A 26,571-nucleotide genomic window follows, 5' to 3' on the forward strand; every position below is an offset into this window, starting at 1 on the left:
TTTTCCGTTGATTGGAGGCGTGTACAATAAGCTCGAATTTTGTAAAAGATGAACAGGAGATGAGAAATGTTGGTACTACGACTTCGACAGATGACAATGATCTTGCTCGCTGTGCTGCTGCTGATTCCTTCGCAGTTCAGCGGACATAAGGCGCTGGCGGCGCCACCCCCTTGGGTATTGGCAGAAGGCAGCTTAACTGGCTTAAATGAGCTTCCCACATCCGCTTATGCACCCGCAACGGCTGTTTTTAACGGCAAGTTGTATGCGGCTTGGCAGCAAAACGCCGGGTTAACCAATCAAATTCATGTAAAAAGCTACAACGGTTTGGAATGGGTGAGCGAGAATGGCGCTTATCCAAACGGCATCAATGAGAATTCTGCGAATTACGCCAGCCTTGTGAAATTGGTTGTTTTCAAGAACGATTTGTATGCCGTATGGTCGGAAACCTATGGAGGTTCCGGTCAACTTTATGTCAAAAAGTATGACGGTGGCAATTGGACAAGAGTCGACGGAAGCGGTACAAGCGGTTTGAATGTGCAAAATACAAACACTGCGTCTTATCCGGATGCGATCGTTTCCAATGATGAACTCTACGTCGCTTGGCAAGAAAACAATGTAAACAAAGTGTATGTGAAAAAGTTTGATGGCACGACGTGGTCGAATGCTGACGGCGCCACTGTTGCGACTGGTTTGAACGTAAATGCTGCACCAACTCCGGTCATGGCTCCTCGTATGGCTGTATATAACGGGAAGGTGCATGTGATATGGTCTGAGTCTACAGGGGCCGCACGACACATTTATGTTAAAATGTTAAACGGAACAAATTGGGAACCCGCAGGTTGGAGCGGTACAACGGGCATAAATGTGTCTTCCACAGCGTTTGCGGAGTATCCCGTGATGGCTGTTTACAACGGTGAGTTATACGCAGCGTGGCAAGAACCAACAACCGCAAATAGCAAAAAACAAATTCGAGTCAAGAAGTATACGGGAAGCGGCTGGGATTCTGCAGACGGAGACGGGGTGTATGGCTTGAATGTAGACTCCGGTTCTGATGCAACCTTTCCGATGATGATCGCTTCCTCTGATGCCTTGTATGTGACGTGGATGGAGTCACCTATGATGCTTGCTCCTTCAGTTCTTCGTGCCGCAAAGTTCGAAGGCACGAGTTGGTATAATATCGACGGAATGGGCTCCAACGGCTTGAATGTAAGTCCTGGCAGTTATGTCTCGTCACCTACACTGGCTGTATTTAACCAAACGGTATATGATGTATGGTCAGAATCACCCAGCGGAAGCAGCTATCAAATCCGAGTGAAACGATTTGGGCCAATCAGCGCCGATGCAGCAAAAAACAGCGTTAGTGCAAGCCAAAGCAGCGTCACCGTTGGCGACACGCTTACATTAACGGCCGCGGGTGACCGCCAGACGGCGGTCGGAGCAGTGAACGGCGACTTGCGGTACGTTCCGTTCAGTTGGACATCGACAGAACCCGGGAAGACGGGATTATTCAACGAGAACAGTGGAAGTTATACGTCCGACTATACGCCTTCGATCGCGGGTACTTATACGGTAACGGTAGACTATAAGAAAGATGTATGGAATGGAAGCGAATGGATTTTCGCCAACAATGTTGATGAAAAAACAGTGGTGATCACCGTGAACGCGGCGATACCGCCAACAACCGCCAATCCGTTAAACAACGCCGTGAGCGCAAGCCCAAGCAGCGTGATGGCCGGGAATCCGTTAACTTTGACGGCAACCGGGGACCGGCAATCGGCGACAGGGGCGGTTTATGGGGATGAGCGATACGTTCCGCTAAGCTGGAAGTCGTCGGAGGGAAGCGAGAAAGCAGGACCGTTCATTTTAAGCGGCGGCAGCTACTTCTCTACGTATACGCCGTCCGTTGAGGGAACATATACGGTGAGCGCTTTATTCTCAAGGCAATCTTGGGACGGGAATAATTGGAACGATACATCGGATCAAAGCAACGCGACAACAACTGTCACCGTTATAGCGGCATCCGGTCAGCCAACACTCGCGGACGCGTCAAAGAACGTCGTTAGCGCAAATCCCAGCAGCGTTTTCGTTGGCGATACGGTTACGCTGACGGCGGCGGGTGACCGTCAGACGGTGACGGGCATTGTTTATGGAGACGAGCGGTACGTTCCGGTCGGCTGGACCTCGACGGAGAGCGGGAAGATGGGGACGTTCAGCAAAAGCGGGAACGACTATACGTCAGACTACACCCCTTCGAGCATAGGATCTTATACGGTAACGGTTGATTATAAGAAGGAAACATGGAACGTAACCGAGTGGGTTTACGGCAACTATGTAGATAAGAAGACGATTACGGTGAATGCAACACCTGTAACGGCGGTATTCGCCGACGCATCGAAGAACAGCATTACTGCGAACCCAAGCAGTGTCATTATTGGCGGTACAACGACCTTGACGGCAGCAGGAGACCGGCAAACGGTGGCGGGAAGGGTTTATGGAGACGAGAGGTACGTTCCGGCAAGCTGGACATCGACGGAAAGCGGCAAGACGGGGGTGTTCAGCCAGAACGGAAACGACTACACATCCAGCTACACGCCTTCAAGTCTTGGGAGTTACACGGTGACGGTCAGTTTTAAGAAAGAAATGTGGAATGTAACCGAGTGGGTTTACAGCAACGATATAGACGAGAAGACAATTACGATTACGGCGCGAATACTACAGAGCAGCTCCGGGGGAAATGGGGGCAACAGCGGAAACACGGGAAGCGCATCTTCATCCGATTCTTCTTCGGAATCGTCTGTCATCGTACAGGTGAACGGTAAATCCGAGAATGCCGGCACAGCAACTTCAAGCAAACGTGACGGACAATCTGTCTTGACGATTGTTGTAGATCCGAAAAAGCTGAGCGCGAAGCTTGCGGAAGAAGGTCAACATGCACTAGTTACGATTCCGGTTGACTCGCAATCCGATGTTGTGATCGGTGAATTGACCGGTCAAATGATTAAAGAGATGGAGAATCAGCAGGCTGTATTCGAAATCAAAACGCCTCTTGCCGCGTATACCGTACCTGCGCTGCAAATCAACATGGATGCAATCGCCGGCCAATTCGGCGGGTCGCCGTCTTTGCAGGACATTCATGTCCAGATCGAGATCGCTGCACCGACAGCGGCTGTCATGAAGGCAATAACGGATGCGGCGAATAAGGGGTCCTTCTCCGTGGCCGTTCCGCCTGTGACGTTCACGATCAAAGCGACATATGAAAACAAGACGATTGAAGTGTCTTCGTTTAACGCCTATGTCGAGCGTACGATCGCTATTCCGGACGGTATCGACCCTGGCAAGATTACAACAGGTGTAGTTATGGACGCGGATGGAACTGTCCGCCATGTACCGACCCGTGTGGTTGTGCAGGATGGCAAGTATTACGCGAAGTTGAACAGTCTGACGAACAGCACTTATGCGCTTGTCTGGAATCCGCAGGAATACAGCGATGTAGCGGCGCATTGGGCTAAACAACCGGTGAACGATATCGGATCGCGTATGGTGGTGAGCGGCACAGGCGATAACTTGTTTAATCCCGACCGTGACATTACCCGCGGCGAGTTCGCAGCTATAATCGTTCGGGGACTTGCTCTTAAGGTTGAGAATGGGACTACATCGTTCTCCGACGTGAAAGCAGCGGATTGGTACAGCGGCGCTATCCGCACAGCGGCGGCGTATCGCCTGATTAGCGGGTTCGAAGACGGGACATTCCGTCCGAATGAAAGCACTACGCGTGAACAAGCGATGATGATTATAGCCAGGGCGATGGAGATTACCGGTCTGAGGGACACGTTGTCTGCATCATCGACAGACGCAAAGCTCCGTTCGTATACCGACGCGGCAAACATATCGCCATGGGCGCAGAGCAGTGTCGCCGACAGCCTTGCTGCCGGTATCATGACCGGCAGAACTAGCGCAGAGCTGGCGCCGAAGGCAAATATGACCCGTGCCGAAGTTGCGGTCATCATACAGCGATTATTGCGTATTTCCGGACTGATTTAAGGTACGGCTCCCTTCGAGTAAAATGTCCTCCAAGAAATAGCAGCGTCAGGTCACACGCCTGAACTGCTATTTCTTCGTCTTCTTCGTAGGATATTATAACGTTTGCAGCGAATTAATTCTGGAAGTCGGAAACGTATGTGAAATGAGGTAAGTGTGTTGCTAGGACAGACGCCGTTTGGAAGAACCGTATTTATCTGCTTGGTCAGCCTCATTTTTTGTTCGTTTATTCCACTCATGTTTATGTCGAATCGCGATAAAGCAGGATCAGGAGTGTCCCTGCACGTACACGGCGGGGTAATGGATCTCGGCACATGGAATTCTGATCGGGATAAGATCATCAGATTGGACGGCGAATGGGAATTTTATTGGGACAAGCTGTTGACTCCTGACGATTTCCGAAAGCAGGCGATTCCTTCGGTTCCGAGTGATCTCACATACGTAAAGGTTCCTTCAACGTGGAACGGGAATAACGTGGATGGCATGAAATTGCCGGAGTATGGTGCGGCGACATACCGCATGGTGCTGAAAAATGTCCCGTATTCCGGGATATTTGCGTTGAAGAAAACGAATATTCGCTTTTCCAGCCGGATTTATGTGAACGGCCAGGAATTACTGGAGGATGGGTTGCCAGCCCGTAACGCCCAAGCGTACGAATCAGGAAATCGTCCCCAGACGGGTATCTTCTCTGTTGATGGCGGACAGATCGAAATTATCGTACAGGTCGCCAACTACGATTATATTAATGCAGGGATTACGGTCTCGCTGCTGTTCGGCAAAGAAGCGGATCTGCTAGACCGGCAGCAAAAAGAGCTGGCGCACGAATTTGTTATGCTGGCGCTTCTTGGCACGCTTGCGCTCATTTATTTTATATGTTTCATTGTGGCGGCTATTTACCGCAAGAAAGATTATTCGCTGCTTCTGCTTGCCCTCATGTGTCTCTTATACGGATTATATAACGGCTTGATGGGAGAACGGCCGCTTTTTCTGGTGGTACATGGGATTTCCTTTGAAGCATTGTATAAATTTAAAGACGTCCTTTCCATCATCAGTTGTATGGTGTTGGCTATATTTTTCTATTATCAGCAAAAAAGCATCATTTCCTTAAAGCTGACACAGAGCGTATCGCTCATACTTGGCGTTTTCGCCTTAATGATTCCGTTTTTATCTATTAGTCAGTACACGGTCATTCAGTATTACATCGTTATTTTTTACTCCTTGTTACAACTGTGGCTGCTCGTAAAGGCGGCGTACCTGTTTGTCAGAAGCGAGCAAGCCAACCGTTTGAAATCTTTGCTGCTCTGCATGGCCGTACTTACGGTGAATCTTTACTCGATCGATGCGATTTTGTTCTCGATTAGTGTGATCGATAATTTATGGGGAGGGCAGTACTGTGTAATCCTCCTTAACATCATCATGATTTTTCTCGTCGTTCTTCGTTTTTTTGAAGCCTATCATACGATAGATGAGATGAAGAACGAATTGTTGCGGCTGGACAAGATTAAAGACGAGTTTCTATCGAATACGTCTCACGAATTGAGAACGCCGTTAAATGCGATGGTGAATATTTCGGAATCGCTGCTCAGAGGAGTGGGGGGCTTGGTAAACGACGCGCAGGCGCAAAATTTAACGGTTATTATGAACAGCGGGCGAAGATTAACGCATTTAGTGAATGAGCTGCTGGACTATTCCAAATTGAAGCACGGGGATATCAAACTTCACCACAGCGAATTGATACTCAACACCTACGTCGAGTCGGTCATACAGCTTCATCAATTTCTGCTCACAGGAACGAACACGAAGCTTGTTAATCGAGTGCCGGAGTATCTTCCTCTTGTCTATGCGGATGGCAACCGGCTCATTCAAATTTTGCATAATCTGATCGGCAATGCGATTAAATTTTGCGATCAAGGCGTTGTAGAGGTGAGCGCCGCTGTGGCTGGGGATTGGGTTGAAGTCAGTGTCAGCGATACTGGCATCGGCATCGATGTAGATATGCAGGAACGTATATTTTGGGATTACGAGCAAGGCGGGCATGTCGGGACGACTCATCAGGGTGGGACCGGACTCGGACTTGGCATTACGAAACGGCTGGTTGAACTGCACGGAGGGGAAATCCGTGTGAGTTCAAATCCCGGACAAGGGGCGATCTTCATATTTACGCTTCCTATATTTCCTGAAAAACAGAAGAAACCAAGTGAAACAACGATGCGGACGATAGAGAAGCCGTTTCCTCCGAATTTCGGCATGTCGCATTGGGCTTACCCGCTGACGATTGAAGGCGAGAAGCAAGAACCGATCTTGGTCGTGGACGATGACTCGGCCAATCTGCAAAGTATGATGAATCTGTTTAAGCTGGAAGGCCACACGATTATTGTCGCCAATCGCGGCGAGCTTGCTCTGCAGTTGTTGTCCAGGCACGATCTGTTCCTTGTCGTATTGGATATCACGATACCCGACTTGTCCGGATTTGAAGTGCTTAAGCGAATCAGGGAACGATATTCGCCATTTGAGCTTCCTGTTCTGATGTTGACGGCAAGGAACCGGAGCGGGGATATTCGTCTGGCAATGGAACTCGGGGCAAATGACTTTGTCGACAAACCGTTCGAGTCCGAGGAATTGATGGCACGTGTGAGAAGCTTATTGAGATTGAAATCATCTGTAAAGCTGGCTCGAGATGCGGAAATCGCCTTTTTACGTTCACAGATTAAACCGCACTTTCTGTATAATGCGCTGACGGCTATTGCGGAACTATGTGTGACCGATTCGGTCCGGGCGGAGGAAGTGACGCTGCAGTTGTCGCGGTATTTGCGCAACAGCTTTGATTTCAAGCAGCTGGATGCGCTGACAACGCTGGCAAATGAACTGGAGCTGGTCAAGTCTTATGTTGCGATCGAGCAAGCCCGCTTCGGTAATCGTCTGCAAGTTGAATATGAGGTGGATGCCGATCCGGATCTGCTGATTCCGCCGTTAATGATCCAGCCCCTGGTGGAAAATGCGATTCGGCATGGCGTAAGAGCGCACTCCAAGGTGGGCAGGGTAACCATTTCCGTCAAGGAGCCTGGGGACGGCAAGGTCGTTTTGCACATCGAAGATGATGGCAGGGGAATGAGCGATCAGAAGTTATTCGCCGTTCTGAACCCGGATACCGCGGCGAAAGGCATCGGGTTATGGAACATCAGTCAACGTCTGAGACTTTTGTACGGCACGGATCTGCGGATTGAAAGCAAGGAAGGCCAAGGGACCCGGATTGAGATCGTGCTTCCCGCAACGACATTTTTACGGAAAGGGGTGTAACGAATGCTGAGAATGATGATTGTGGATGACGAGGAATTACCGGCCATGCGATTAAAGCGTTTATTAACCGAGCTGAGCGAATGGAGTGTCATTGAAACGTTCTTCGATCCGCTTGATGCTTATGATTATGCCAAAGCGAATCCCGTCGATGTTGCTTTTCTGGATATTTCCATGCCGGATTTGAATGGAATGAAGCTGTCGAGCCTGTTGGTGGATATTCACCCGAACATAGAATTCATCTTTGTCACCGGTTTCGACGAATATGCGGTTAGAGCGTTTGAGATCGACGCCTTGGATTATGTAATGAAGCCGGTCACGGTGGAGAGATTGACCACTACGATGGGGAAGATCAGGCGGGTGCACCGCCCTGTCGTTGCGTCGTCGTCGATGGAGGTTTTTCTGTTCGGCGGAATGAGAATCCATTATCAAGCTGCGGGGGGCGGAAAAGAATCCATTAAGCTGCGGAGTCCGAAGACCGAAGAATTATTCGCTTTTCTGGTGTGCAACAAGACGGTAAGCCGTGAGGAAATTATTGATACGTTATGGAGTGGATTACCGCCCGAGAAAGCGTGGAAAAACCTGAATTCTACGGTCTACTATATTCGTAAGGCCATTGAGGCAAGTAAATGCAGGTGCGAAATCACGACGACGGGAAACGAGATTCGTTTGGATGCCGACGGCTTTTACTGCGATCTGTATGAATTTGAGCGGTTGTTGAAGGAAATCAGGCATGAATCCGAGCGGAATTTGGATTTGCTTGAGCGTGCGGCTGCTTTGTATACCGGATCATTACTGCAAGGGAAATCATGCGAATGGGCAATCCCGTATATCCGGCATTTGGAGAAGCAATACATCGAACTGCTGGAACTATTGGCCCAACATTATCGCCAGTCTCATCAACAGATACAAGCCTTGCATTATTATAGTGAAATCGTGAAACTGGACGGGACTCGTGAGGATATTCATGTGGAAATGATTCAGGTATTCATGGAGCTTGGGAGAAAACATGAAGCGGTCCGGCAATATGAACAACTGGAAGAGATGTTGCGCGAGCTGGACGTAAGACCCGATCCCAAGATAAAAGAGCTGCTGCAGTAAGAGGAGCACTCGACCGGTGATTGCTTGCAAATTTTGCAAGAAGTTCGAATGATTGAAGATATAGTTCTGTGATGGCAACCCTTGGCCATATCGGTCAAGGGTATTTTGTTTTAAGAGAGAAAACGATTTTTAAAGAAGTCCATAAGCCAATTCATTAGCTGCCGCTGTGAGCTGCCAATAAACCGGTCGGCACAATACATGAGCTCCAGATGGCGTACAGGGGCCGGTTCTTTAATGGGAATAGCCACAATATCGGGGCGGATCGGATGTTGGCTGAGCAATCCTTTAGGTTGAATCGTAGCGCCTACGCCGGCGGAAACCAATTGCAGCAGCGAAGTGGCTGAACTGGTCTCCATTGCAGCGGTTAATTCAAGTCCTTCATTTCGGAATACTTCATCGACCAGATCACGTCCCAAATAACCTTTTGGGTACATGACGATAGGAAGATGCATCAGGTCCCCCAGCGTAACTTCCTTTCTGTCGCAGAACTCGCTTCCCGCTTTCACAAATAGATGATAAGGTTCGCTTCCAAGGGGGATTTGGATCAGTCTTTTATCAGTTGGACCTTTCAAACCAATTCCGATATCGACTTTATGGCTAAGCACTTCCTCTTGCACATGTATAGCGGAGAAAACTTGCAGCTGAATGCCAGGGTATTTCGACTTAAACTGTACGAACAACGGCACAAGCTGAAAATCCAAATCGGAAGGCAAAACGGTTAGCCGAACCGTGCCTTGTTCTCCGGATAGCAGCTCTTTGATAGCACTTTTGGCATCACGTTCCGCTTGCAGCATTGTTTCTCCATACAATCGCAGGAGCTTGCCGGCTTCGGTTGCGACTACCTTTTTTCCAATGCGGTCAAAAAGCGGCGTGCCAAACTCGGCTTCCATGATGCGGATTTGCTGACTTAAGGTAGGTTGCGAAATGCCAAGTTCTTCGGCGGCCTTCGTAAAATGAAGATGCTCGTAAACGGCTATAAAGTACTGTATATTGCGAGTGTCCATTTTGCGGCCTCTTTTGATAGTATTTTACTATTATAATAATATAAATTATAGGATTGTACAATCGATGGCGGCGCCATATAATTTGGAGGTGGTTGATAAAGAATAGAAAGAAGGAAAGAAGGAGGTAAATCCGATGAAGAAATTTTATCTGCTATTAGCTGTATTTATTGCGACTTTAAACTTAAGACCGATGATTACCTCCGTTGCCTCTTTGATTGGCATTATGCAAAGCGATCTGGGGATGAGCGGATCAACAGCGAGTTTACTCACAACACTACCCGTGTTATGCATGGGCATTTTTGCTCCTACGGCAACAGTGCTGCGCGACCGGATCGGTCTGGAACGAACGATTTTTATAGCTTTGCTGCTTATTACCGGGGCAACTGCTTTACGGGTGAATGTTGGCTCCGTTCTTATCTTGGTTGTAACTGCCCTAATTGGCGGGGTAGGGCTCAGCTTGGCCGGGCCGCTCTTATCTGCTTTTATTAAAAAGTACTATCCCACAAAACCCGGAATTGTAAGCATATATTCCGCATCCATGACTGTTGGGGCGGCAGTGGCTTCCGCATATTCGATTCAGATTTACAATAGAACCGATCATAGTTTAACGTTAACTTTATCAGGTTGGGCTATTTTGGGCGTTTTTGCTTTGATTGTCTGGTCCGTTTTCCTTAAAAGCAGCCCCGGCAATCATGTGCGCGTTGTAAAATCAAAGCTTCCATTTCGAAACAAACGGGCGATGTTGTTAACGTTATTTTTCGGACTTATGGCAAGTATGTTTTATTCCGTTACAGCATGGATTTCACCGATTGCGCACAGCTTTGGGTACAGTCCATCCAGTTCGGCGATGCTGCTTACGATCTTTACGCTGATTCAAATTCCGGTATCTTTAGCGATTCCCGTGCTTGTATCCAAATTTGGAAAACGAAGATTTTTTCTGATCTTTTGCAGCGTAATGGAGCTAATAGGAATTGTTCTGTTGTTACTCAAATTGCCCATGCTGCCGGCTGTGATCGCTTTGGGCATCGGGGCTGGGGGATTATTCCCGCTAGCGTTAATGCTGCCGATTGTTGAGACGAATTCTTCGGAAGAAGCCGGCGAATGGTCGGCGTTGTCTCAGTTTGGCGGTTATATTATCGGATCGCTGGGGCCATTTTTGATAGGAGTGATTTACGATCACAGCGGAAGTTTTGTTGCCGCGCTGTTGGCGATGCTTGTTATCATCGTTGTCATGATCGGGACACAGTGGTTTATAACAGGGCGGAAGCCTGAAGTTCAAACCCGTTCGTAGATGGGTGAGGCAAAACTCCATTAAGAGGCCGGACCGTCGTTGGCGTTGGAGCCAGGGGGATTCCCTCGGCTCCAAATAAATATAGGGGGAGAATAATGAAGGTTCCAATCAGTCCTGTCTGGCGGAAGATATTAGTGTCTTTATGCTTTCAGTCAAAGGCATGACCGGACGCCCCAGTAACTTTTCCAGATCATCTGATAAAGAGGAAACATCGATCTTGCTTATGAATCTATAAATCCAATGTTGAATCTCGGGGTTTTGATGCACGGAGATAGATTTGCCCGACAGACTGGAAAGGGCGGCAGCTAAATCTACAAAAGTCCATGTGCGGGATGCCGTAAGCTCATAGGCTTTGTTCTTGTGGCCGTGTCCGGTAAGTACGGCTGCAATCGCTGCAGCGAGATCGAAACGGGTCACCGAATGAAACTTCCAATCTCCAGGAGCAATGTCGAGCCGGCCTTTTTTGATAGCGGCATGGAGATCGAGAACTTCTACAAAATCGGTATACAACGCATTCCGAAGAAAAGTAAAAGGGATTCCCGCGGTACGAATCGCATATTCCGTAGCCAGATGCAGCCAAACGGGCGAGCTTGATCCATTTTCAAGGAAAGCAAAGCTGGTATAAAAAATATGTTCCACTTTCGATTTTTTCGCAGCTTCAATGACATGGGCATGTTGGCGTAAACGGATCGTATCATCGTGATGCGAGCTTGAGATCATCAGCAACTGGGAGACACCTGCGAATGCTTGCTCAAGGGATTCGGGCTGATCGTAATCGCAAAGCCGGACGGAAATTCCCTGCTCTTCATACGACTTTCCGGATTCAAGACGGCGAACGCAAGCAATGATTTGCTCCTGCGGGGATTTTTGAAGGAGCTGTTTGATGATTAAACTGCCTAACTTGCCGTTGGCGCCTGTGATTGCAATAGACATGAGAGGTCATCCCTTCATGAAATATAGTTAGTTAAGGGCTTAACTAAATAGGCGGAAATACGCTGTTATGCCCTTTTTAGTTTATTTAATAAAAATAGGAGTTGATTCAGTTCCTGATCTTCCAGCGCTTGCATTTTTTCCTTAATTACTTGCCGATTGCCGGGCAAACATCGCGTCAAGAGATCCTGACCTTCATTAGTAATTGAAATGACCCATTTCCTGCCGTCATCGGGATGAGGGGCGCGGCGGATGAAACCTTCATTTTCCAAAGGGGTGAGCAGCAGACTGATATTTGATTTGGTTACCCCGATTTTTTGGGCGAGCGTTGATGGAAGTATGGTGCCTCCTTCCTTCATTATTTCTACCATGATTCGTATTCTTGCTCCATTTAGACCTTGGGATTGCCAATATTTCTCCGAAACCTCGACTAGTTTGGCCGTTGTTTCCACCAGCGTGAAGAAGGCAATGTTATACAGCGGTAAATCAAGTACGTATTGTTGCAGGTCTTTCATAAAAGTCACCACACATTTTGTGTATAGTTAAGCACTTAACTAAATTCAAAATACTAAAACTCAGGCGAATTGTCAAATTAAATCAGGCTTTAATGAAAGCCAAAAGGCCGAATTCAGGAGCAATATTAGCTCTGAATCGACCTTATCAGATCACTTGATCCGTACCCCCAGTTATTGCAAGTTCATTCCCCTTGAGAAGCTTTATGTAATGCCGCAATATCAAACTTTTTCATCTTTAAAAACACCTGCGCGACACGATCGCGTTGTTCCGTCGTGCCCTTAGCCATCATCTCGTCGAGTATGCAGGGGGAGATTTGCCACGAAAGACCATATTTATCTTTAAGCCAGCCGCACTGCTCGGCTTCGGGTATGGCCGAAAGTTTCTCCCAGTAGTAATCAATTTGCTCCTGGGTTTCGCAGATGACCATGAAGGAAACCGCCTCGTTGAAGCTGAATGGATGATTCAGAGCGCTGTCCATTGCCGTAAACCAGGTGTTCTCCAGCATAAAGTCGGTAAACATAACGGTTTCCTCGGTATTTGGTTCTTGGCCGGGGCCATAGCGATAAAGGACACCGGGTTGGGTATGTTGAAAGACCGAAAGATAGAACTCACGCGCTTCTTCCGCTTTTCCGCAGTTATCGCCTACGAACAGCAGGGAAGGAACAATCGTTGGCCGCGGCTCCCCTTCCGGATTTGTCAAGATGAGCTGCCATGAGACACCGTACTTGTCCTGGATCCAGCCATACCATTCGCTGAACGGGTATTTGTCGAGAGGCATAAGCGCGATGCCGCCTAAGGACAACGTATTCCACACTTCGTCTAACTTTTCTTTTGCATTGGGTTCACGGGACGGATCGAAATGAACGGTAAACGAGATGGAAGGATTGATCTTAAAGTACGGTCCCGCAGAAATAGCCATAAAAGGATGATCCCAAACGTTAAACGAAACGACATCGCAGTTACCCGAAGGGGTATTGTTTAAGGTTCTTGTGCTTGTGATTTTGGAGTTTGGGAATACAGAGCAATAGAACTCCGCGGCTTCTTTTGCTTCCTTGTCGAACCACAGGTGCGGGGTGATGAGCTGGGTTAATCCATAACCGCTATAGGCGTCACTCATAAAATTTGCCTCCCTTTTTATGGTAAGGTTCTCGCTTTGATTGTAATACAAGGATTGATTTTATGTTTCTTATCAATTGCTGTATTTTAACCAAAATTGTTGGCCGCATCCATCTGCCCGGAGCGTTGTTAAAATCTGTTTTGAACGGAAAGCCCGCTATACTGTATAATAATTCTACAATCCAACGGTGGGTGAGCACAATGAAGCTACAACAAGAACCGGCATTGCGCCAACAATTAAGCGTAACGGTGACTCCGCGGCTATTGCAGTCGATGCATGTCCTGCAGCTTTCCTCTGCGGAATTGGTGAGCTACGTGCAGGAACAATCGGCGGAAAATCCGCTGCTGGAGGTGGTCTGGTCCGATGCTCCTAGACGAGGGACGAGAGGACGCGCCAGACACGATGCGTTCGGCGGTGCAGCCGGATCGCCGCCTGAGGCGGCGGCGGAATCCGAGACGCTGGAATCGATGCTTCTCAGCCAGCTGCGGCTGAGCGGCGTCACAGATCGCCGCTATACGATGGCAGCATATTTGGCGGGCAACATAGACGAAAACGGTTACCTGGACATCACGCTGGAGGAGACGGCGGCCTTCTTTAACGCAGAGGTGCGCGAAGCGGCGGAAGCGCTTCAGGCGCTGCAAGCATTGGAGCCGGCCGGAATCGCCGCCAGGTCGCTGCAGGAGTCGTTATGCATCCAGATCCGGCGGGACGAACAGGCCGATCCGTGGGCGGAAGCGCTGGTCACTCGCTGCTTGAAGGAACTGGGAGCCGGCCAGTGGAAGACGGCGGCTCAGCTTTTGGACATTACGCAGGAGCAGGTAAAGCAATCGTTTGCTTATATCCGAACGCTGAATCCGCGCCCCGGTCTGGCTTACCAGAAGACTAACCCGCTTGTGGTAAAACCGGATGCGGTGATCCGGAAGCTCGGAGATCGTTATGTGTGCGCCCCGATCGATGGCCGGCTTCCGCAGGTGTCCGTAAACCGCAGCATGCAGCGGCTTTGCTTGGAAAGCGGTTCCAAGGAGACGGCGGCGTATGCGAAGCAGCATGCTCAAGCGGCGGAATGGCTGATCCACAGTCTCGAGCAAAGGCAGCGTACGTTTATGCGCGTGGTTGAAGCGATTGCCGAAGAGCAGATGGCCTATTTGGATATCGGTTCGCCCGGTCTTAAACCGATGAATTTGAAAACGATTGCAGCAAAGCTGCAGGTTCATGAGTCGACGGTAAGCCGCGCCATTCAAAATAAATACGTGAGAACACCGCACGGTACGGTTGAATTAAAAGCTTTTTTCAGCGCGGGGCTGGCGACAGCAGACGGAGATACGGCCTCGGCGGAACACATCAAGTCGAGAATCCGAAAACTTGTGGAGGAAGAGGATAAACGCAAACCGCTCTCCGATCAGCAGCTCACCGACCTACTGGTGCAAGAGGGGCTGCATATCTCACGCAGAACGGTCATGAAATACCGTGAAGAGGCCCGCATCTTATCTTCGCGTCTGCGCGCGAGCAAGTAACATCACGGTTGTATGCGGCCGCGCTGCAGGGTGGAAAATACATGAATATTAATATAAAAAATTTACTTCCTAAAGGCTGGAGGCTGATCATTATGGCGCATTCCTTCGGGGTTTTGACGGTGGATGACGAGGAAAGCTTGTGCCGCATCATTTCCCGAAAATTGCAAAAATCCGGCTATCGCACGTTTGAGGCGGTGTCAGGGCAAGCCGCCTTGCAGATGATGGAGAAGGAAGATATCGATGTCGTCATTCTCGACTACATGCTTCCCGATCTGACCGGCATTCAAATTTTGCAGCAAATCAAAAGTGAGTTTCCCCACATCGAAGTTATCATGCTGACGGCTTACGGCAATGTGGAAAATGCGGTCCACGCGATGAGGCTGGGCGCTTTCGATTACTTAAATAAGCCAAGCGAGCTGGAGCTGATCAAAGATATCGTCGGCAAAGCGTGCGAAAGCAAACGGCTGCAGCTGGAGAACCGCGAGCTTAAGGAGCAGCTCGCCTCGGCGAGCGACCACGAAGACCTCGTATTCGAAAGCGGGAAAATGAAACAAATCCGTAAGCTGCTCCATAAGGTGAAAGAAACGGACGCTTCGATTCTCATCCTCGGGGAAAGCGGAGTAGGGAAGACGGCGTTGTCCAAATGGATTCACGAGCACAGCCGCCGTAAGGACAAACCTTTCGTATCGATCAACTGCGCGGCAATTCCCGATTCCTTGCTTGAAAGCGAGCTGTTCGGCTATCAGAAGGGGGCTTTTACGGGGGCGACGGAGACGCGCGCCGGCAAATTCGAAGCCGCCGACGGCGGCACGATCTTTTTGGACGAGATCGGCGAGATGCCGCTGGCCATGCAAGCCAAGCTGCTGCATATTATCGAGGAAAAAACATTTATGAAGCTCGGCAGCAACTCCTACCGCAGCGTGGACGTGCGCATCATTACCGCAACTAACAAAGAAATCAGGAAACTGGTTCAGGAAGGGCGGTTTCGGCAGGATCTGTATTACCGCCTGAATTTGGTGGAGCTTGAAGTGCCGCCGCTGCGCGAACGGCTGGAAGACATTCCGCCTATGATCGTCCGGTACATCCGCAAGCTGAACGAGAAGTACGGCAAGACGGTGTCGCTCTCCGACGATACCGTCGAAGCGTTGGCCGCGCGCGAGTGGCCGGGCAATATCCGCGAGCTTCTTAATACGCTGGAGCGGCTGCATATCGTTTCAAGCGGGGTTGTCCGGCTGAATGACGTGTCCGGCACGCTGATATTTCCCGGGGGGCGGGAACAGAGTGGAGTTGCGGCGGAGAAACGTACAGATGGGGATATGAACTTGCAGAAGGCACTGGAGGAGATTGAGGAGGGAATGATCGCGAAGGCGCTGGAACAAGTAGGCGGCAACCAGACCCGCGCGGCCGATTTGCTTGGCATTTCCCGGCATACGCTAATTTACAAGATGAAAAAAATGAGATAGGAGCGGACCGAAACTATGGCGTTCAGACTTCCTTTGCATCCGGTCGATTCCATCTTTCGCAGCATCAAGATAAAATATTTGATCATTTATTCCATTGTGATTATTATTCCGGTGCTGGTCATTTATAATCTCATCTTGAATTACACTCACCGGGTCGTGGAAGAAGATATCGTCCGGAAAAACGCGCTGAGCGCCGACGCGCTTGTCAAGCGATTCAACGCGGAAATATCCGATGCGGTGCTGCAACTGAGGCTGATCGCCGAGGTCGATGAAGGTGTCGTTGTGAAACCCCAAAACATGTACGACCGCGCCAAGCTAACCATTGCCAGCAGCTCGATGATTCAAGCGATCGCCATGGTTGATGCCAATAAACGGATATTGTTCGAAGCCCCGTTTGCCGTTCGGTCCGATTACCATGACCAGCAGCTGCCCAACTTCGATATCGTTCGGTGGAGTAAAAACTATGCCGTCTCCGATCTTGTCGTAAACGCCTCGGGCCAGAAAGTTGTTGTTGTCTCATTTCCGGTGCTCGACAGCCGGGAACAGTTTCTTGGCATGCTGACTGCTGAGATCAGCCAGGATCATTTATCCGAGGTGCTGAGTGCTAGCAGCGTATCGACAAGCGGCTTCGGGTTTATTTTGGACCGTGCCGGACAAGTGATTGCCGCCTCTTCTCCTTCCGATATCGGAGCAGATTTCTCGGCGTATCCGGCCGCCATTGCGCTGGCCCGGTACACGTCCGGCTCCATGAAGGGTGTCTACCACGGCGAGTCCAGCATTATGGCTTACAAAACGATGTGGGACGGGTGGGGACTTGTCTTCGGCGTCCCGAACCGGCATGCTTTTAAACCGATGACCGACTTGTCCGGCGCATTGACCGGAACTTTTCTGATCATTCTGGTGCTGACGGTGCTGTTCATTGGCATCGGAGCGCAAAAGCTGCTCCAGCCGATCGTGCAGCTGACCAAGTTTGCGCGAAGCATCGAGCGAAACGGCTCCACGGCTTCGAGGCTTCCCGCGGTCAGCAAATCGCAGGACGAGCTGGCGATTTTGGGCCAAACGATGGTCTCGATGGCGGACAGCTTGCGCGACAAACAGAAGATGGTCGAGGATAACGAGCGGTACTTGCGCGATGTGATCGAAGGGATCCCTTATGCGATCATCACTGTCGATAATGAAGGTGCGGTATCGCATGTCAACCGGCAGTTTGAACGGATTACGGGTTACGCCGTCGACTCGGTTATCGGCAAGCTCTGGTCGGACATTCCGCTTCAGGCTAACGAAGCCGGCATCGATTTGCTGCGTGTGAACGAAGACTGGGGGGACGTCCGGGATAGCGAAACCTCCATCACCGATGCGCGCGGAAACCGGCGGATGGTCAAGCTGGCCGCCTCGGCTATTTTTAACGTACAGGGCGGCAGGATCGGCACCATTGCGGTGTTACAGGATATCACCCAATGGAAGCTGCTCGAAGAACATGCCAAGCAAAGCGAAAAACTCGCCTTGATCGGCCAGATCAGTACCGGGATCGCCCATGAAATTAAAAATCCGCTGGCCATTTTGTCCGGTGCCTCCGAGCTGCTGAAAGAAGAGGTGGACGAGCAGCCTCGCGGGGATAGTGTGGACGATCTGGTCAACGACATACACCGGGTCGTTCGGCGTATGAACGGAATCGTCAATCAATTTTTATCATTTTCCAAAATGAACGGGGAACAGGTACAGCTCGTGCCGCTGGACAAGCTGTTGGACGAAGCGCTGCATCTTCTTAAGATCAAGCTGCGCGATGCCGGTGTCGTGACGGTCAGGCAATACGAGGAGCCGGGTTTCATGGTTGCCGGGAAATACAACTTGCTGATGCAGATGTTTCTCAACCTGATGATCAACAGCATTGAAGCGATGCCGGACGGAGGGATGCTGACCATCCGTATTTCGGCGAAAGCGGAAGAAGGGACGGCCGGTTCGCTGGCCGCCGAGATTACGGATACCGGAATCGGCATATCGGAGCAAGCGATGGAATGGCTGTTCAACCCGTTTTTTTCCACCAAGGAGCAGGGCTCCGGGCTCGGTCTTACCATCGCTCGGGACATTATGCTTGAGCATGGCGGAGAGCTGCATATTCAAAGCCAAGCCGGAAAAGGCACAACGATGCGGTGTACGTTCCCGCAGACATTGCCGGAAGGAGAGGATTCGCCATGAACGGCAAACTCGTGACCTTTCTGACGGTGGTTATCGTCTTGGAGCTGGCCTTGCTGGCTTTGCTGAACCCGTTTGGGCCGTGGAATAAGGAGAAAGGAACGTTGGTGGAGGATCCGTCTCCTGTAGTGAAGCCCGCCGTGACGATTGGGTCCAAATCGTTTACGGAGCAGTATTTGCTGATGAAAATGACCGGAATTTGGCTGAGGGAAAACGGCTTTGCGGTAAAAGAAATTATTTTTAAAGGAAGCACGAATATCCGCTCGGCGCTGGAGGCGGGCGTAATCGACCAGTATTGGGAATACCCCAATACGGCGCGGATTTATTACCAGCAGCAGCCCGGTATTCCCGATGCCGAGGAAGCGTTCCGAACCGTAGCTGAGCAGGACGAGAAGGTTGGCCTGCGGTGGCTGCAGATGACTCCGGCTATCAACAGCTCGTGGACGATGCTGATCAAAAAGGAACTGGCCGAGCAATACGGCATCCGGACGATCAGTGATCTAAGCGCGTATGCCAAAGGCAAGCAGCTTCATATTGCGACGAACAGCGAATTCCTCATTCGCGGCGACGGGATCGAGCCGTTTCAGCAAAAATACGGGTTTACCATTCCGCGGGAAAACATCATCGTATCGGAGACTAAGCTGTTCGCCCAAGCGGTGAAGGAAGCGCGCGTACAGGCTGCGGTCGGGTTCGCCTCGGACGGCCGTATTATCCCTTACGGGCTTGTGGAGCTGGAGGATGACCTCCATTATTTTCCCCCGTACAATCCTGCTCCGGTCGTGACTGCCGCGAGCCTGAAGCAAAACCCGCAAATTGAGCCGCTGCTGAATAGGCTTACCGGCACGATTGAACATGATAAATTTATGGCGTTTCTGTATAGGGCGGACGTTCAGCACGAAGATGTCACCGAGCTGGCCAGACAATATTTGGTCGAAGCGGGCCTGATCCGCAGCAGCGGTAATTAAAGCGGTATGCGTCCGGGAACGGTCTTTCCCGGCAAAACCGTTTTCAGACCAATTGAAAGTGAAAGTCCTTTCGCGTTTGATGTTTTGCGCGAGAGGGCTTTTTTCTTTTGTCCGGATTTGCAGCGGATTTGTAGCAAAAAAACGCACTGTAGAAAAATGACACAGTTCATCTGTAGAAAAAATACACAACCGCCGCCTAATTTCGCTGAAAACGGCTTCAAAAACATTGGCACGGCATTTGCTATATGTATAGGTATAACCAACATGGAGGTGAGATGCACAATGATCCGTTTCGACAATATCAACAAAGGGTACGGAGCCGTTCAAGTTTTGAGCGAATTGAACATGCAGATCGGCAAGGGGGAGCTTGTCGCCCTGATCGGTCCGAGCGGCTGCGGAAAAACGACGACACTGCGGATGATCAACCGCTTAATTGAGCCGTCCTCCGGCACCATTAGGATCGACGGTCAAGAGATATCCAAGATGAATCCGGTTGAACTCAGAAGGGGGATCGGATATGTCATTCAGCAGATCGGGCTTCTGCCCCATCTGACAATCGGCAAAAACATCGGTCTTGTGCCGAAACTGAAAGGCTGGAAGGAGCAGCAATACTCCGATCGCATCGATGAACTGATGCATATGGTCGGGCTGGACCCGAAAGTGTTCCGCAACCGTTATCCGTCCGAATTAAGCGGAGGGCAGCAGCAAAGAATCGGAGTGATTCGCGCATTGGCCGCCGAACCTCCCGTTATCCTGATGGACGAGCCGTTCAGCGCGCTTGATCCGATCTCCCGGGAGCAGCTGCAAGAGGAACTGGTGAAGCTGCAAAAAGAAATTCATAAGACGATTGTGTTTGTGACCCACGACATCGACGAGGCGTTGAAAATCGCCGACCGGATCGCGATCATGAACGGCGGTCAACTCGTGCAATACGATTCGCCGAAAGCCATTTTGCAAAATCCGGCAAATGCATTTGTAAGGGGATTCATCGGAGAGAAGCGGCTTGGCGCTGGCGCGCAAGCGCCGGGTCTCGGCGGTTTATCGCAGGTAGTCGAAACCATCATGATCCGGCCGGTTGTAAGATTGTACGCTGAGCACCGCATCGCCGACGCTTTGACGGTGGCCCGCGGTTCGGCGGAAGACACCTATCTTGTATACGACGGCGATCAGACCGTGACCGGCGTGATTTCGCTGGCGGAGCTGGAACGCAACGCACATCGAGGAGGCGAGACGGTCCGTCACATTTTGCAGCCTTCCGAGTTTTGTGTGGAAGCTGATTCAAATTGGCGGGAGGCTTCAGCCAAGCTGCTCGATTCCAACGCCAGCGGTCTTCCGGTCATGAAGCAGGGGAAAGTTGTCGGCCTGGTCACACCGGGCAGTATTTTGCGCGAGCTTGTCAAGATGAACGCATAAGGAGAAAGGAGTGTTCGCATGCAGGAGCAAAATTTGTGGAAAGAGGTATGGCACGTCATCGTTGATCAGCCGGATATGATTCTCACCGGCTTGTGGCAGCATGTTTACATCTCGATGCTGTCGATGCTGATCGCGATTGTGCTCGCCGTACCGCTGGGCATCTGTTTGACCCGCTACCGCAAGGTGGCGGACGGAATCATCGGATTTACCGGCATGTTCCAGACGATACCAAGCATAGCTTTGTTCGGATTTCTGATGCCGCTTGTAGGGATCGGCGTGAAGCCGACGATTATCGCGCTTGTTTTGTACGCGCTGGCCCCTATCGTCAGAAACGTATACACCGGCATTGTGGAAGTGAATCCGGCTACGGTGGACGCCGGACGGGGGATGGGCATGACGAACTGGCAAATTTTACGGATGATCGAGCTCCCGCTGGCATTGCCGGTGATTATGGCGGGAATCCGTACGGCGACGATTTGGACGATCGGGATCACAACAATCGCGGCGTTTATCGGCGCTGGCGGTCTCGGTCAAATCATTTTCCGCGGCGTCACGCTGATGCGTCCGGAGCTGGTGTTGTCCGGCGCAATTCCGGCGGCGCTGCTCGCCATCGTGGTGGAGGTGCTTCTGAAGAAACTCGAAGCGCGCGCTACCCGCAACCGCAATCCGCTTCCGCAAGCGACTGCCCGGGACGTCAAAGACAAAGCGGCCAAAGCCGCTTAAACAGTGTAAATGCGAAATACCAAACATTTTGGGAGGGTCTGACATGAAAAAATGGTTCATACTGCTTGCCTGCTTTGCACTCCTGCTGACCGCTTGCGGCGGGAAAGACAAACCTGCGGCGGGCGCCGGGGACAATTCAACGAAAGTCGTAGTCGCCAGCAAAAACTTCACCGAGCAATACGTGCTCGCGCAAATCATGGGTCAGCTGCTGCAAAACAAAACGAAACACCAGGTGACGATCAAAGAAGGAGGTTACGCCGCTTCCGCCGTGCTGAACCAAGGCATGAAGGACGGCGGGGTGCAGGTGTTTGTCGATTACAGCGGCACCGGTTATATCAATGTGTTGAAAAATACGCTGCAGCCCGACGACACGCCCGATTCCGTATTCCAGAAAACAAACGAAGGTTACCAGAAGCAGTATGGCTTCGAGTGGCTGAAGCCGCTTGGCATGAACAATACGTTTACGTTGATTGTGAAGGAGGACAAGGCCAAGTCGCTGAACCTCAACACGTTCTCCGATCTGGTGGCTCACTCCAAAGATATGGTGATCGGCATGGACGCCGCCTTTTACGCTCGCGTCGACGGTTACAAGGGGCTGACGGAGAAATACGGCATGAAGTTCAAGGATTTCAAGGAAATGGACATTTCGCTTGCATTCTCCGCGCTTTCCGAAGGCAAGATTGACGTGCTGGTCGCTTACGCGACGGACGGCCGCATTCCGGCCTTGAAGCTCAAGTCGCTGAAGGATGACAAGCAATATTTCCCGCCGTATTATGCGGCTCCGATTGTGCCGAAGTCACTGATTGCCAAATACCCCGACATTGCGGACGTATTAAACCAACTGGCCGACAAGCTTGACGACAAAACGATGTCCGAGCTCAACGCCATGGTTGATATGGACAAGAAACCGACGGCGGAAGTGGCCAAGCAGTTTTTGACCAAAGCCGGACTGATCAAGTAAACGCGACCACTACAAGGGAGAGATACCGTTGAAAATCACATCGATCGAAATCAAACAATATATGATTCCGCTGGACCCGCCGTTTCATGCGTCGTGGGACCCGACACCACGCAAAAAATTCGGTACGACGCTTGTTTACGTGCATACGGACGAAGGCATTACCGGCATCGGCTCCGGCGATTTGATGACAGGTTTTGCCGGACACGAGCATCTGTTTATCGGGCAAGACCCGTTTGCAATCGAACGCCATGCGCAGCTCATCGACAATATCGATTTCCATTACGGCCGCTGCTGGCCGCTCGATTTGGCTTTGTGGGATTTGATGGGCAAAAAAACCGGCATGCCGGTATATAAGCTGCTTGGCGGGCGCAGCGACCGGATCGTCGCATATGCGTCGACGGGCGAGCTCGTTACTCCGGAAGTCAGAGCCGAACGCGCGGAAGCTTTTGTCGAGCGGGGATTTAAGGCGATGAAGATCCGCTTCCACCACAAGGATCCTCGTCAGGACATCAAGGTAGTAGAAGCGGTGCGCCGGGCGGTCGGCGACAAACTGGACATTATGGTCGATGCGAATCAAGGCTGGAAAATGCCATGGGATGTGGAGCGCACATGGGACGTCAAGATGGCGTATCAGGTCGCCAATGAGCTGGAGCAGCTGGGTGTCGTTTGGCTCGAGGAACCGCTGCCGTCCCATGATTTCGCCGGCATGGCCGCACTTCGTCAAAAAGCCGGCATCCGCATTGCCGGCGGAGAAATGAACCGGGAATGGCACGATTTCCGGGAAATGTACCGGCACGGCTCACTTGACGTATACCAGCCCGATGTGGCCTTAACGGGCGGCATTACGCAAATACGCAAAATCGCCGACATGGTGCAGATGGGCGGCCATTGGTTTACACCGCACAGCTGGAGCAACGGCATCGGTTTTCTGGCGAATCTTCATTTGAGCTGCGGACTAAGCACGTGTCCGTACTTCGAATTCCCTTACGATCCGCCGACCTGGACACCGGAACGCCGCGATTTCGTACAGCAGGAAAAAGTGATGGTCGACCGCGACGGCTGCCTCGTTTTGTCGGACAAGCCGGGTCTTGGCTTTGAGCTGGATCCGGAAATGCTGGAGAAATACGAGATCAAAAACGCCTACATCTGGGGCACCGACTAAAAAGGCGGAGGGACCTATGACGGACCAATCATCCGGACCGTTCCGGCTGGAGCGGGATATGATCGGGGAGCTCGCCGTTCCCATGGAAGCGTATTACGGCATCAATACTCTGCGCACTTGCCGCAATCTGTCCTTCTCTAGGCGTCAGTTGGGCAGTTACCCGGGTTACATCCGCTCGTTGGCGCTGGTCAAAAAAGCGGCGGCCCTCGCCAATCTGGAGGCGGGCGAGCTGGATGGGGACAGGGCGCATCTGATCGCCACTGCCTGCGACTCATTGGCCGGAGGCGAGTACGCCGACCAGTTTCCGGTCGACGTGCTGCATGGCGGCGGCGGGATCGGCATCAATATGAACATAAACGAGGTCATCGCCAATATCGGCAACGTATCGGCCGGACATAAGCTGGGAGATAACGAGCCGCTTCACCCGGTGGAACATGTCAATATGTCGCAATCGACATCCGATGTCTGCCACACGGCGATGCGCATGACACTTGTCGGGGCATGGGCCGGACTAAAGCAGGAGCTGGACGGGCTGCACGGGCTGGCGAAAATGAAAGCGGCCGAATTCGCGGAGGTGCGGACGATCGCCCGCACGTGTTTGCAGGACGGCATGCCCGTCTCCTACGGCGATACGTTTGGCGGCTATGCCGCCTTGTTCGCCAGAAGAATCGGCGCCCTCGACAATGCGTTCGGAAAGCTGCAGAAAGTAAATCTGGGCGGAACGGTCATCGGCTCCGGCCTTGGAGCGCCGGAGGCGTACCGCCGGATGGTTATGGAGAAGCTGCGGGCGGTGACAGGCGAAAGCTACGTCTGGCGCGAGAGTCTGTACGATGCGGCGCAGAATCCGGACGATTTGGCGGAAGTGTCCGCTCAGCTCGCTTTGCTGGCGCAAGCGCTGCTGAAAGTAGCCAAAGACTTCCGGCTGCTTTCGTCCGGTCCCGAAGCCGGATTTGCCGAGCTTATCCTGCCTTCGGTGCAGGCAGGCTCCTCCTTTTTCCCGGGCAAGGTGAATCCGGTTGTGGCCGAGACGCTGATCCAGTGCTGTTTTCAGGTGATGGGCTGCGACCGAGTGGTGCAGGCGGCTGCGGAGCACGGCGAATTGAATCTGAACGTATGGGAGCCGGCTGCTGGCATTAACATTCTTGAAGCGGTGCAGATGCTTGAAGCAGCGGTCCGTCAGTTTGCGGAAAAATGCTTCAGCAGTGTGACGGTCAACCGGGAGCGCTGTGAGGCTTACGCCGGCAGCCTCATTCCGCTTGTTGTCGAGATGAAGGAAATATACGGCTACGCGGCCGTATCTAGCTTGTTAAAAGAAGCGAAGCAGCAGGGCAAAGACCCCAAAACATGGCTAAAACAAGGAGGAGAACGAGATGGAGCAGGCGTGTCTGGATTGGGCGAACGAATGGCTGAAGACAACTAAGAAGCTTTATATCAACGGGGAATGGATCGAGGGCGGCGGAGCGGCGCTGGAAACGGTCAATCCGGCCAACGGACGGACGATCGGCGCTTTTCATGGAGCGGCCAAGGAAGACGTGGACGCGGCCGTGGCGGCTGCGAATAGTGCGTTCCGGACCGGCCCATGGAAGGAAATGAGCCGCAAGGAGCGGGCTAAGGTGCTGCACCGGATCGCTGATGCGATCCGCAGCCATCACGCCGAACTCGCGACATTGGAATCGCTTGACAACGGCAAGTTGTACAAGGAATCGTTTGAGGACGATGTTCCGGAATGCGCCGATATTTTCGATTATTACGCGGGGTGGACCGATAAGTTTTATGGAGACACCTGCCCGGTAGAAGGATCTTATCTGAGTTACACGACCCGGGAGCCGGTCGGGGTATGCGGTCAGATCGTACCGTGGAATTTCCCGCTGCTCATGGCCTGCTGGAAACTTGCGCCCGCACTGGCGATGGGCAATACGGTCGTGCTTAAGCCATCCAGCGCGACTTCGCTGTCGGCGATCCGCTTATTTGAAATTTTGCACGAAGAGGCCATTCTGCCCCCTGGTACGATCAACCTTATATTGGGCAGCGGCAGCATCGGTACGGCGATTACGAAACATATGGACGTGCATAAAGTGTCCTTTACCGGCAGCACCGGGGTCGGCAAGCAGCTTGTCCACGATTCGGCCGACTCCAACCTGAAGACGGTTACGCTTGAATTGGGCGGGAAATCGCCGAATATTGTGTTCGCCGACGTTCCGGACCTGGATTTTGCCGTCGAGCGCTCCTTCTACGGTTTGTTCACGCACAAAGGGGAGAAGTGTTCGGCTCCGACCCGCCTGCTTGTGCAGGAAAGCATTTACGATACGTTCGTAGAGCGGCTGGCCCGGCTTGCGGACAGCTACGTGTGCGGCGATCCCTTCGATCCGTCCAGCGACCAAGGGGCGCAATGCACGAAGGCGCATATGGAGAGCATTTTGCGTTATATCGAGATTGGCGTACAGGAGGGAGCCCGCGTTGCGGCCGGCGGCCGGCGCGATACGGAAGGAACAAACGGCGACGGCTATTATGTGCGGCCGACGATTTTCGCCGACGTCTCAAACGATATGCGCATCGCGCAAGAGGAAATTTTCGGTCCGGTGCTTGTCGTCATTCCGTTTAAGGACGAAGAGGAGGCGGTCCGGCTGGCTAACGACTCGATATACGGGCTTGCGGCCGGTGTTTGGACAAACGATGTGTCGCGCGCCCATCGGGTGGCGAACCGCTTGGAGGCCGGCATGGTGTTCGTCAACAAGTATGGCTGCTACGATTTTGCAAGTCCGTTCGGAGGAGCAAAGCAGAGCGGCTGGGGCAAGGAATACGCGATCCACTCACTTGAGTCGTACACCAAAGTGAAATCGATCTGGGTAAAAATTTAACCAGTTTTACATTATAGAGAGAACGGGA

The 26,571-nt window shown here is 51.6% G+C and carries 18 protein-coding genes; 14 read left to right on the plus strand and 4 right to left on the minus strand.

Annotated elements, in window-relative coordinates; genetic code table 11:
- Positions 1-90: 90 nt before the first annotated feature.
- The 3 genes from EYB31_RS40795 (at position 91) to EYB31_RS02505 (ending at position 8,433) form a co-directional block, all read left to right on the plus strand.
- Entirely contained in the window at positions 91-4,041 is a 3,951-nt protein-coding gene (locus EYB31_RS40795; protein ID WP_240762019.1) for an S-layer homology domain-containing protein, read from the plus strand.
- Between the two features lie 270 nt (positions 4,042-4,311).
- Positions 4,312-7,335, plus strand: a complete 3,024-nt coding sequence (locus EYB31_RS02500; RefSeq protein WP_165452166.1) for an ATP-binding protein — start codon at positions 4,312-4,314, stop codon at positions 7,333-7,335.
- A gap of 3 nt (positions 7,336-7,338) precedes the next feature.
- Positions 7,339-8,433, plus strand: coding sequence for a response regulator (locus EYB31_RS02505; RefSeq protein ID WP_131011703.1), 1,095 nt, complete (start codon positions 7,339-7,341; stop codon positions 8,431-8,433).
- Between the two features lie 110 nt (positions 8,434-8,543).
- Here EYB31_RS02505 and EYB31_RS02510 read toward each other — a convergent pair whose 3' ends face one another.
- Positions 8,544-9,437 carry a LysR family transcriptional regulator gene (locus tag EYB31_RS02510; RefSeq protein WP_131011704.1) on the minus strand — a complete coding sequence of 298 codons (894 nt, stop codon included), beginning with the start codon at positions 9,435-9,437 and terminating at the stop codon, positions 8,544-8,546.
- 133 nt (positions 9,438-9,570) lie between these two features.
- On the opposite strand from EYB31_RS02510, the gene EYB31_RS02515 reads away from it, so the two are divergent.
- Positions 9,571-10,728, plus strand: coding sequence for an MFS transporter (locus tag EYB31_RS02515; RefSeq protein ID WP_131011705.1), 1,158 nt, complete (start codon positions 9,571-9,573; stop codon positions 10,726-10,728).
- A 108-nt stretch (positions 10,729-10,836) separates the two neighbouring features.
- On the opposite strand, the gene EYB31_RS02520 is transcribed toward EYB31_RS02515, so the two are convergent.
- From EYB31_RS02520 to EYB31_RS02530, 3 genes are all read right to left on the minus strand, one after another.
- Positions 10,837-11,661, minus strand: a complete 825-nt coding sequence (locus EYB31_RS02520) for an SDR family oxidoreductase (RefSeq protein WP_131011706.1) — start codon at positions 11,659-11,661, stop codon at positions 10,837-10,839.
- Between the two features lie 65 nt (positions 11,662-11,726).
- Positions 11,727-12,173, minus strand: coding sequence for a MarR family winged helix-turn-helix transcriptional regulator (locus EYB31_RS02525; protein ID WP_131011707.1), 447 nt, complete (start codon positions 12,171-12,173; stop codon positions 11,727-11,729).
- 182 nt (positions 12,174-12,355) lie between these two features.
- Positions 12,356-13,291, minus strand: a complete 936-nt coding sequence (locus tag EYB31_RS02530; RefSeq protein WP_131012096.1) for a VOC family protein — start codon at positions 13,289-13,291, stop codon at positions 12,356-12,358.
- 200 nt (positions 13,292-13,491) lie between these two features.
- Between EYB31_RS02530 and rpoN the strand changes: the two genes are divergently transcribed.
- The 10 genes from rpoN (at position 13,492) to EYB31_RS02580 (ending at position 26,543) form a co-directional block, all read left to right on the plus strand.
- Complete coding sequence (gene rpoN / locus EYB31_RS02535; protein WP_165452167.1) at positions 13,492-14,805, plus strand: RNA polymerase factor sigma-54; 1,314 nt, start codon at positions 13,492-13,494, stop codon at positions 14,803-14,805.
- A 41-nt stretch (positions 14,806-14,846) separates the two neighbouring features.
- The gene (locus EYB31_RS02540) at positions 14,847-16,268 is read left to right on the plus strand and encodes a sigma-54-dependent transcriptional regulator (protein WP_131011709.1); all 1,422 of its coding nucleotides are present in this window, start codon (positions 14,847-14,849) and stop codon (positions 16,266-16,268) included.
- A gap of 15 nt (positions 16,269-16,283) precedes the next feature.
- Positions 16,284-18,464, plus strand: coding sequence for a PAS domain-containing sensor histidine kinase (locus EYB31_RS02545; RefSeq protein ID WP_131011710.1), 2,181 nt, complete (start codon positions 16,284-16,286; stop codon positions 18,462-18,464).
- A complete protein-coding gene (locus tag EYB31_RS02550; RefSeq protein ID WP_131011711.1) occupies positions 18,461-19,426 on the plus strand; it encodes an ABC transporter substrate-binding protein in 966 nt (321 codons plus the stop codon). Before EYB31_RS02545 ends, EYB31_RS02550 begins: the two co-directional genes overlap by 4 nt.
- Before the next feature lie 282 nt (positions 19,427-19,708).
- Entirely contained in the window at positions 19,709-20,839 is a 1,131-nt protein-coding gene (locus EYB31_RS02555) for a betaine/proline/choline family ABC transporter ATP-binding protein (RefSeq protein WP_131011712.1), read from the plus strand.
- An 18-nt stretch (positions 20,840-20,857) separates the two neighbouring features.
- Positions 20,858-21,562 carry an ABC transporter permease gene (locus EYB31_RS02560; protein WP_131011713.1) on the plus strand — a complete coding sequence of 235 codons (705 nt, stop codon included), beginning with the start codon at positions 20,858-20,860 and terminating at the stop codon, positions 21,560-21,562.
- 43 nt (positions 21,563-21,605) lie between these two features.
- The gene (locus EYB31_RS02565; protein WP_131011714.1) at positions 21,606-22,523 is read left to right on the plus strand and encodes an ABC transporter substrate-binding protein; all 918 of its coding nucleotides are present in this window, start codon (positions 21,606-21,608) and stop codon (positions 22,521-22,523) included.
- 28 nt (positions 22,524-22,551) lie between these two features.
- Positions 22,552-23,685 (plus strand): mandelate racemase/muconate lactonizing enzyme family protein, encoded by a 1,134-nt coding sequence (locus tag EYB31_RS02570; RefSeq protein WP_131011715.1) that lies wholly within the window; start codon positions 22,552-22,554, stop codon positions 23,683-23,685.
- Positions 23,686-23,701: 16 nt separating this feature from the next.
- Positions 23,702-25,105 (plus strand): lyase family protein, encoded by a 1,404-nt coding sequence (locus EYB31_RS02575; protein WP_131011716.1) that lies wholly within the window; start codon positions 23,702-23,704, stop codon positions 25,103-25,105.
- Positions 25,056-26,543 (plus strand): aldehyde dehydrogenase family protein, encoded by a 1,488-nt coding sequence (locus EYB31_RS02580; RefSeq protein ID WP_131011717.1) that lies wholly within the window; start codon positions 25,056-25,058, stop codon positions 26,541-26,543. Before EYB31_RS02575 ends, EYB31_RS02580 begins: the two co-directional genes overlap by 50 nt.
- Positions 26,544-26,571 lie beyond the last annotated feature (28 nt).

It is taken from the genome of Paenibacillus thalictri (assembly GCF_004307995.1).
GTDB lineage: Bacteria > Bacillota > Bacilli > Paenibacillales > NBRC-103111 > Paenibacillus_AF > Paenibacillus_AF thalictri.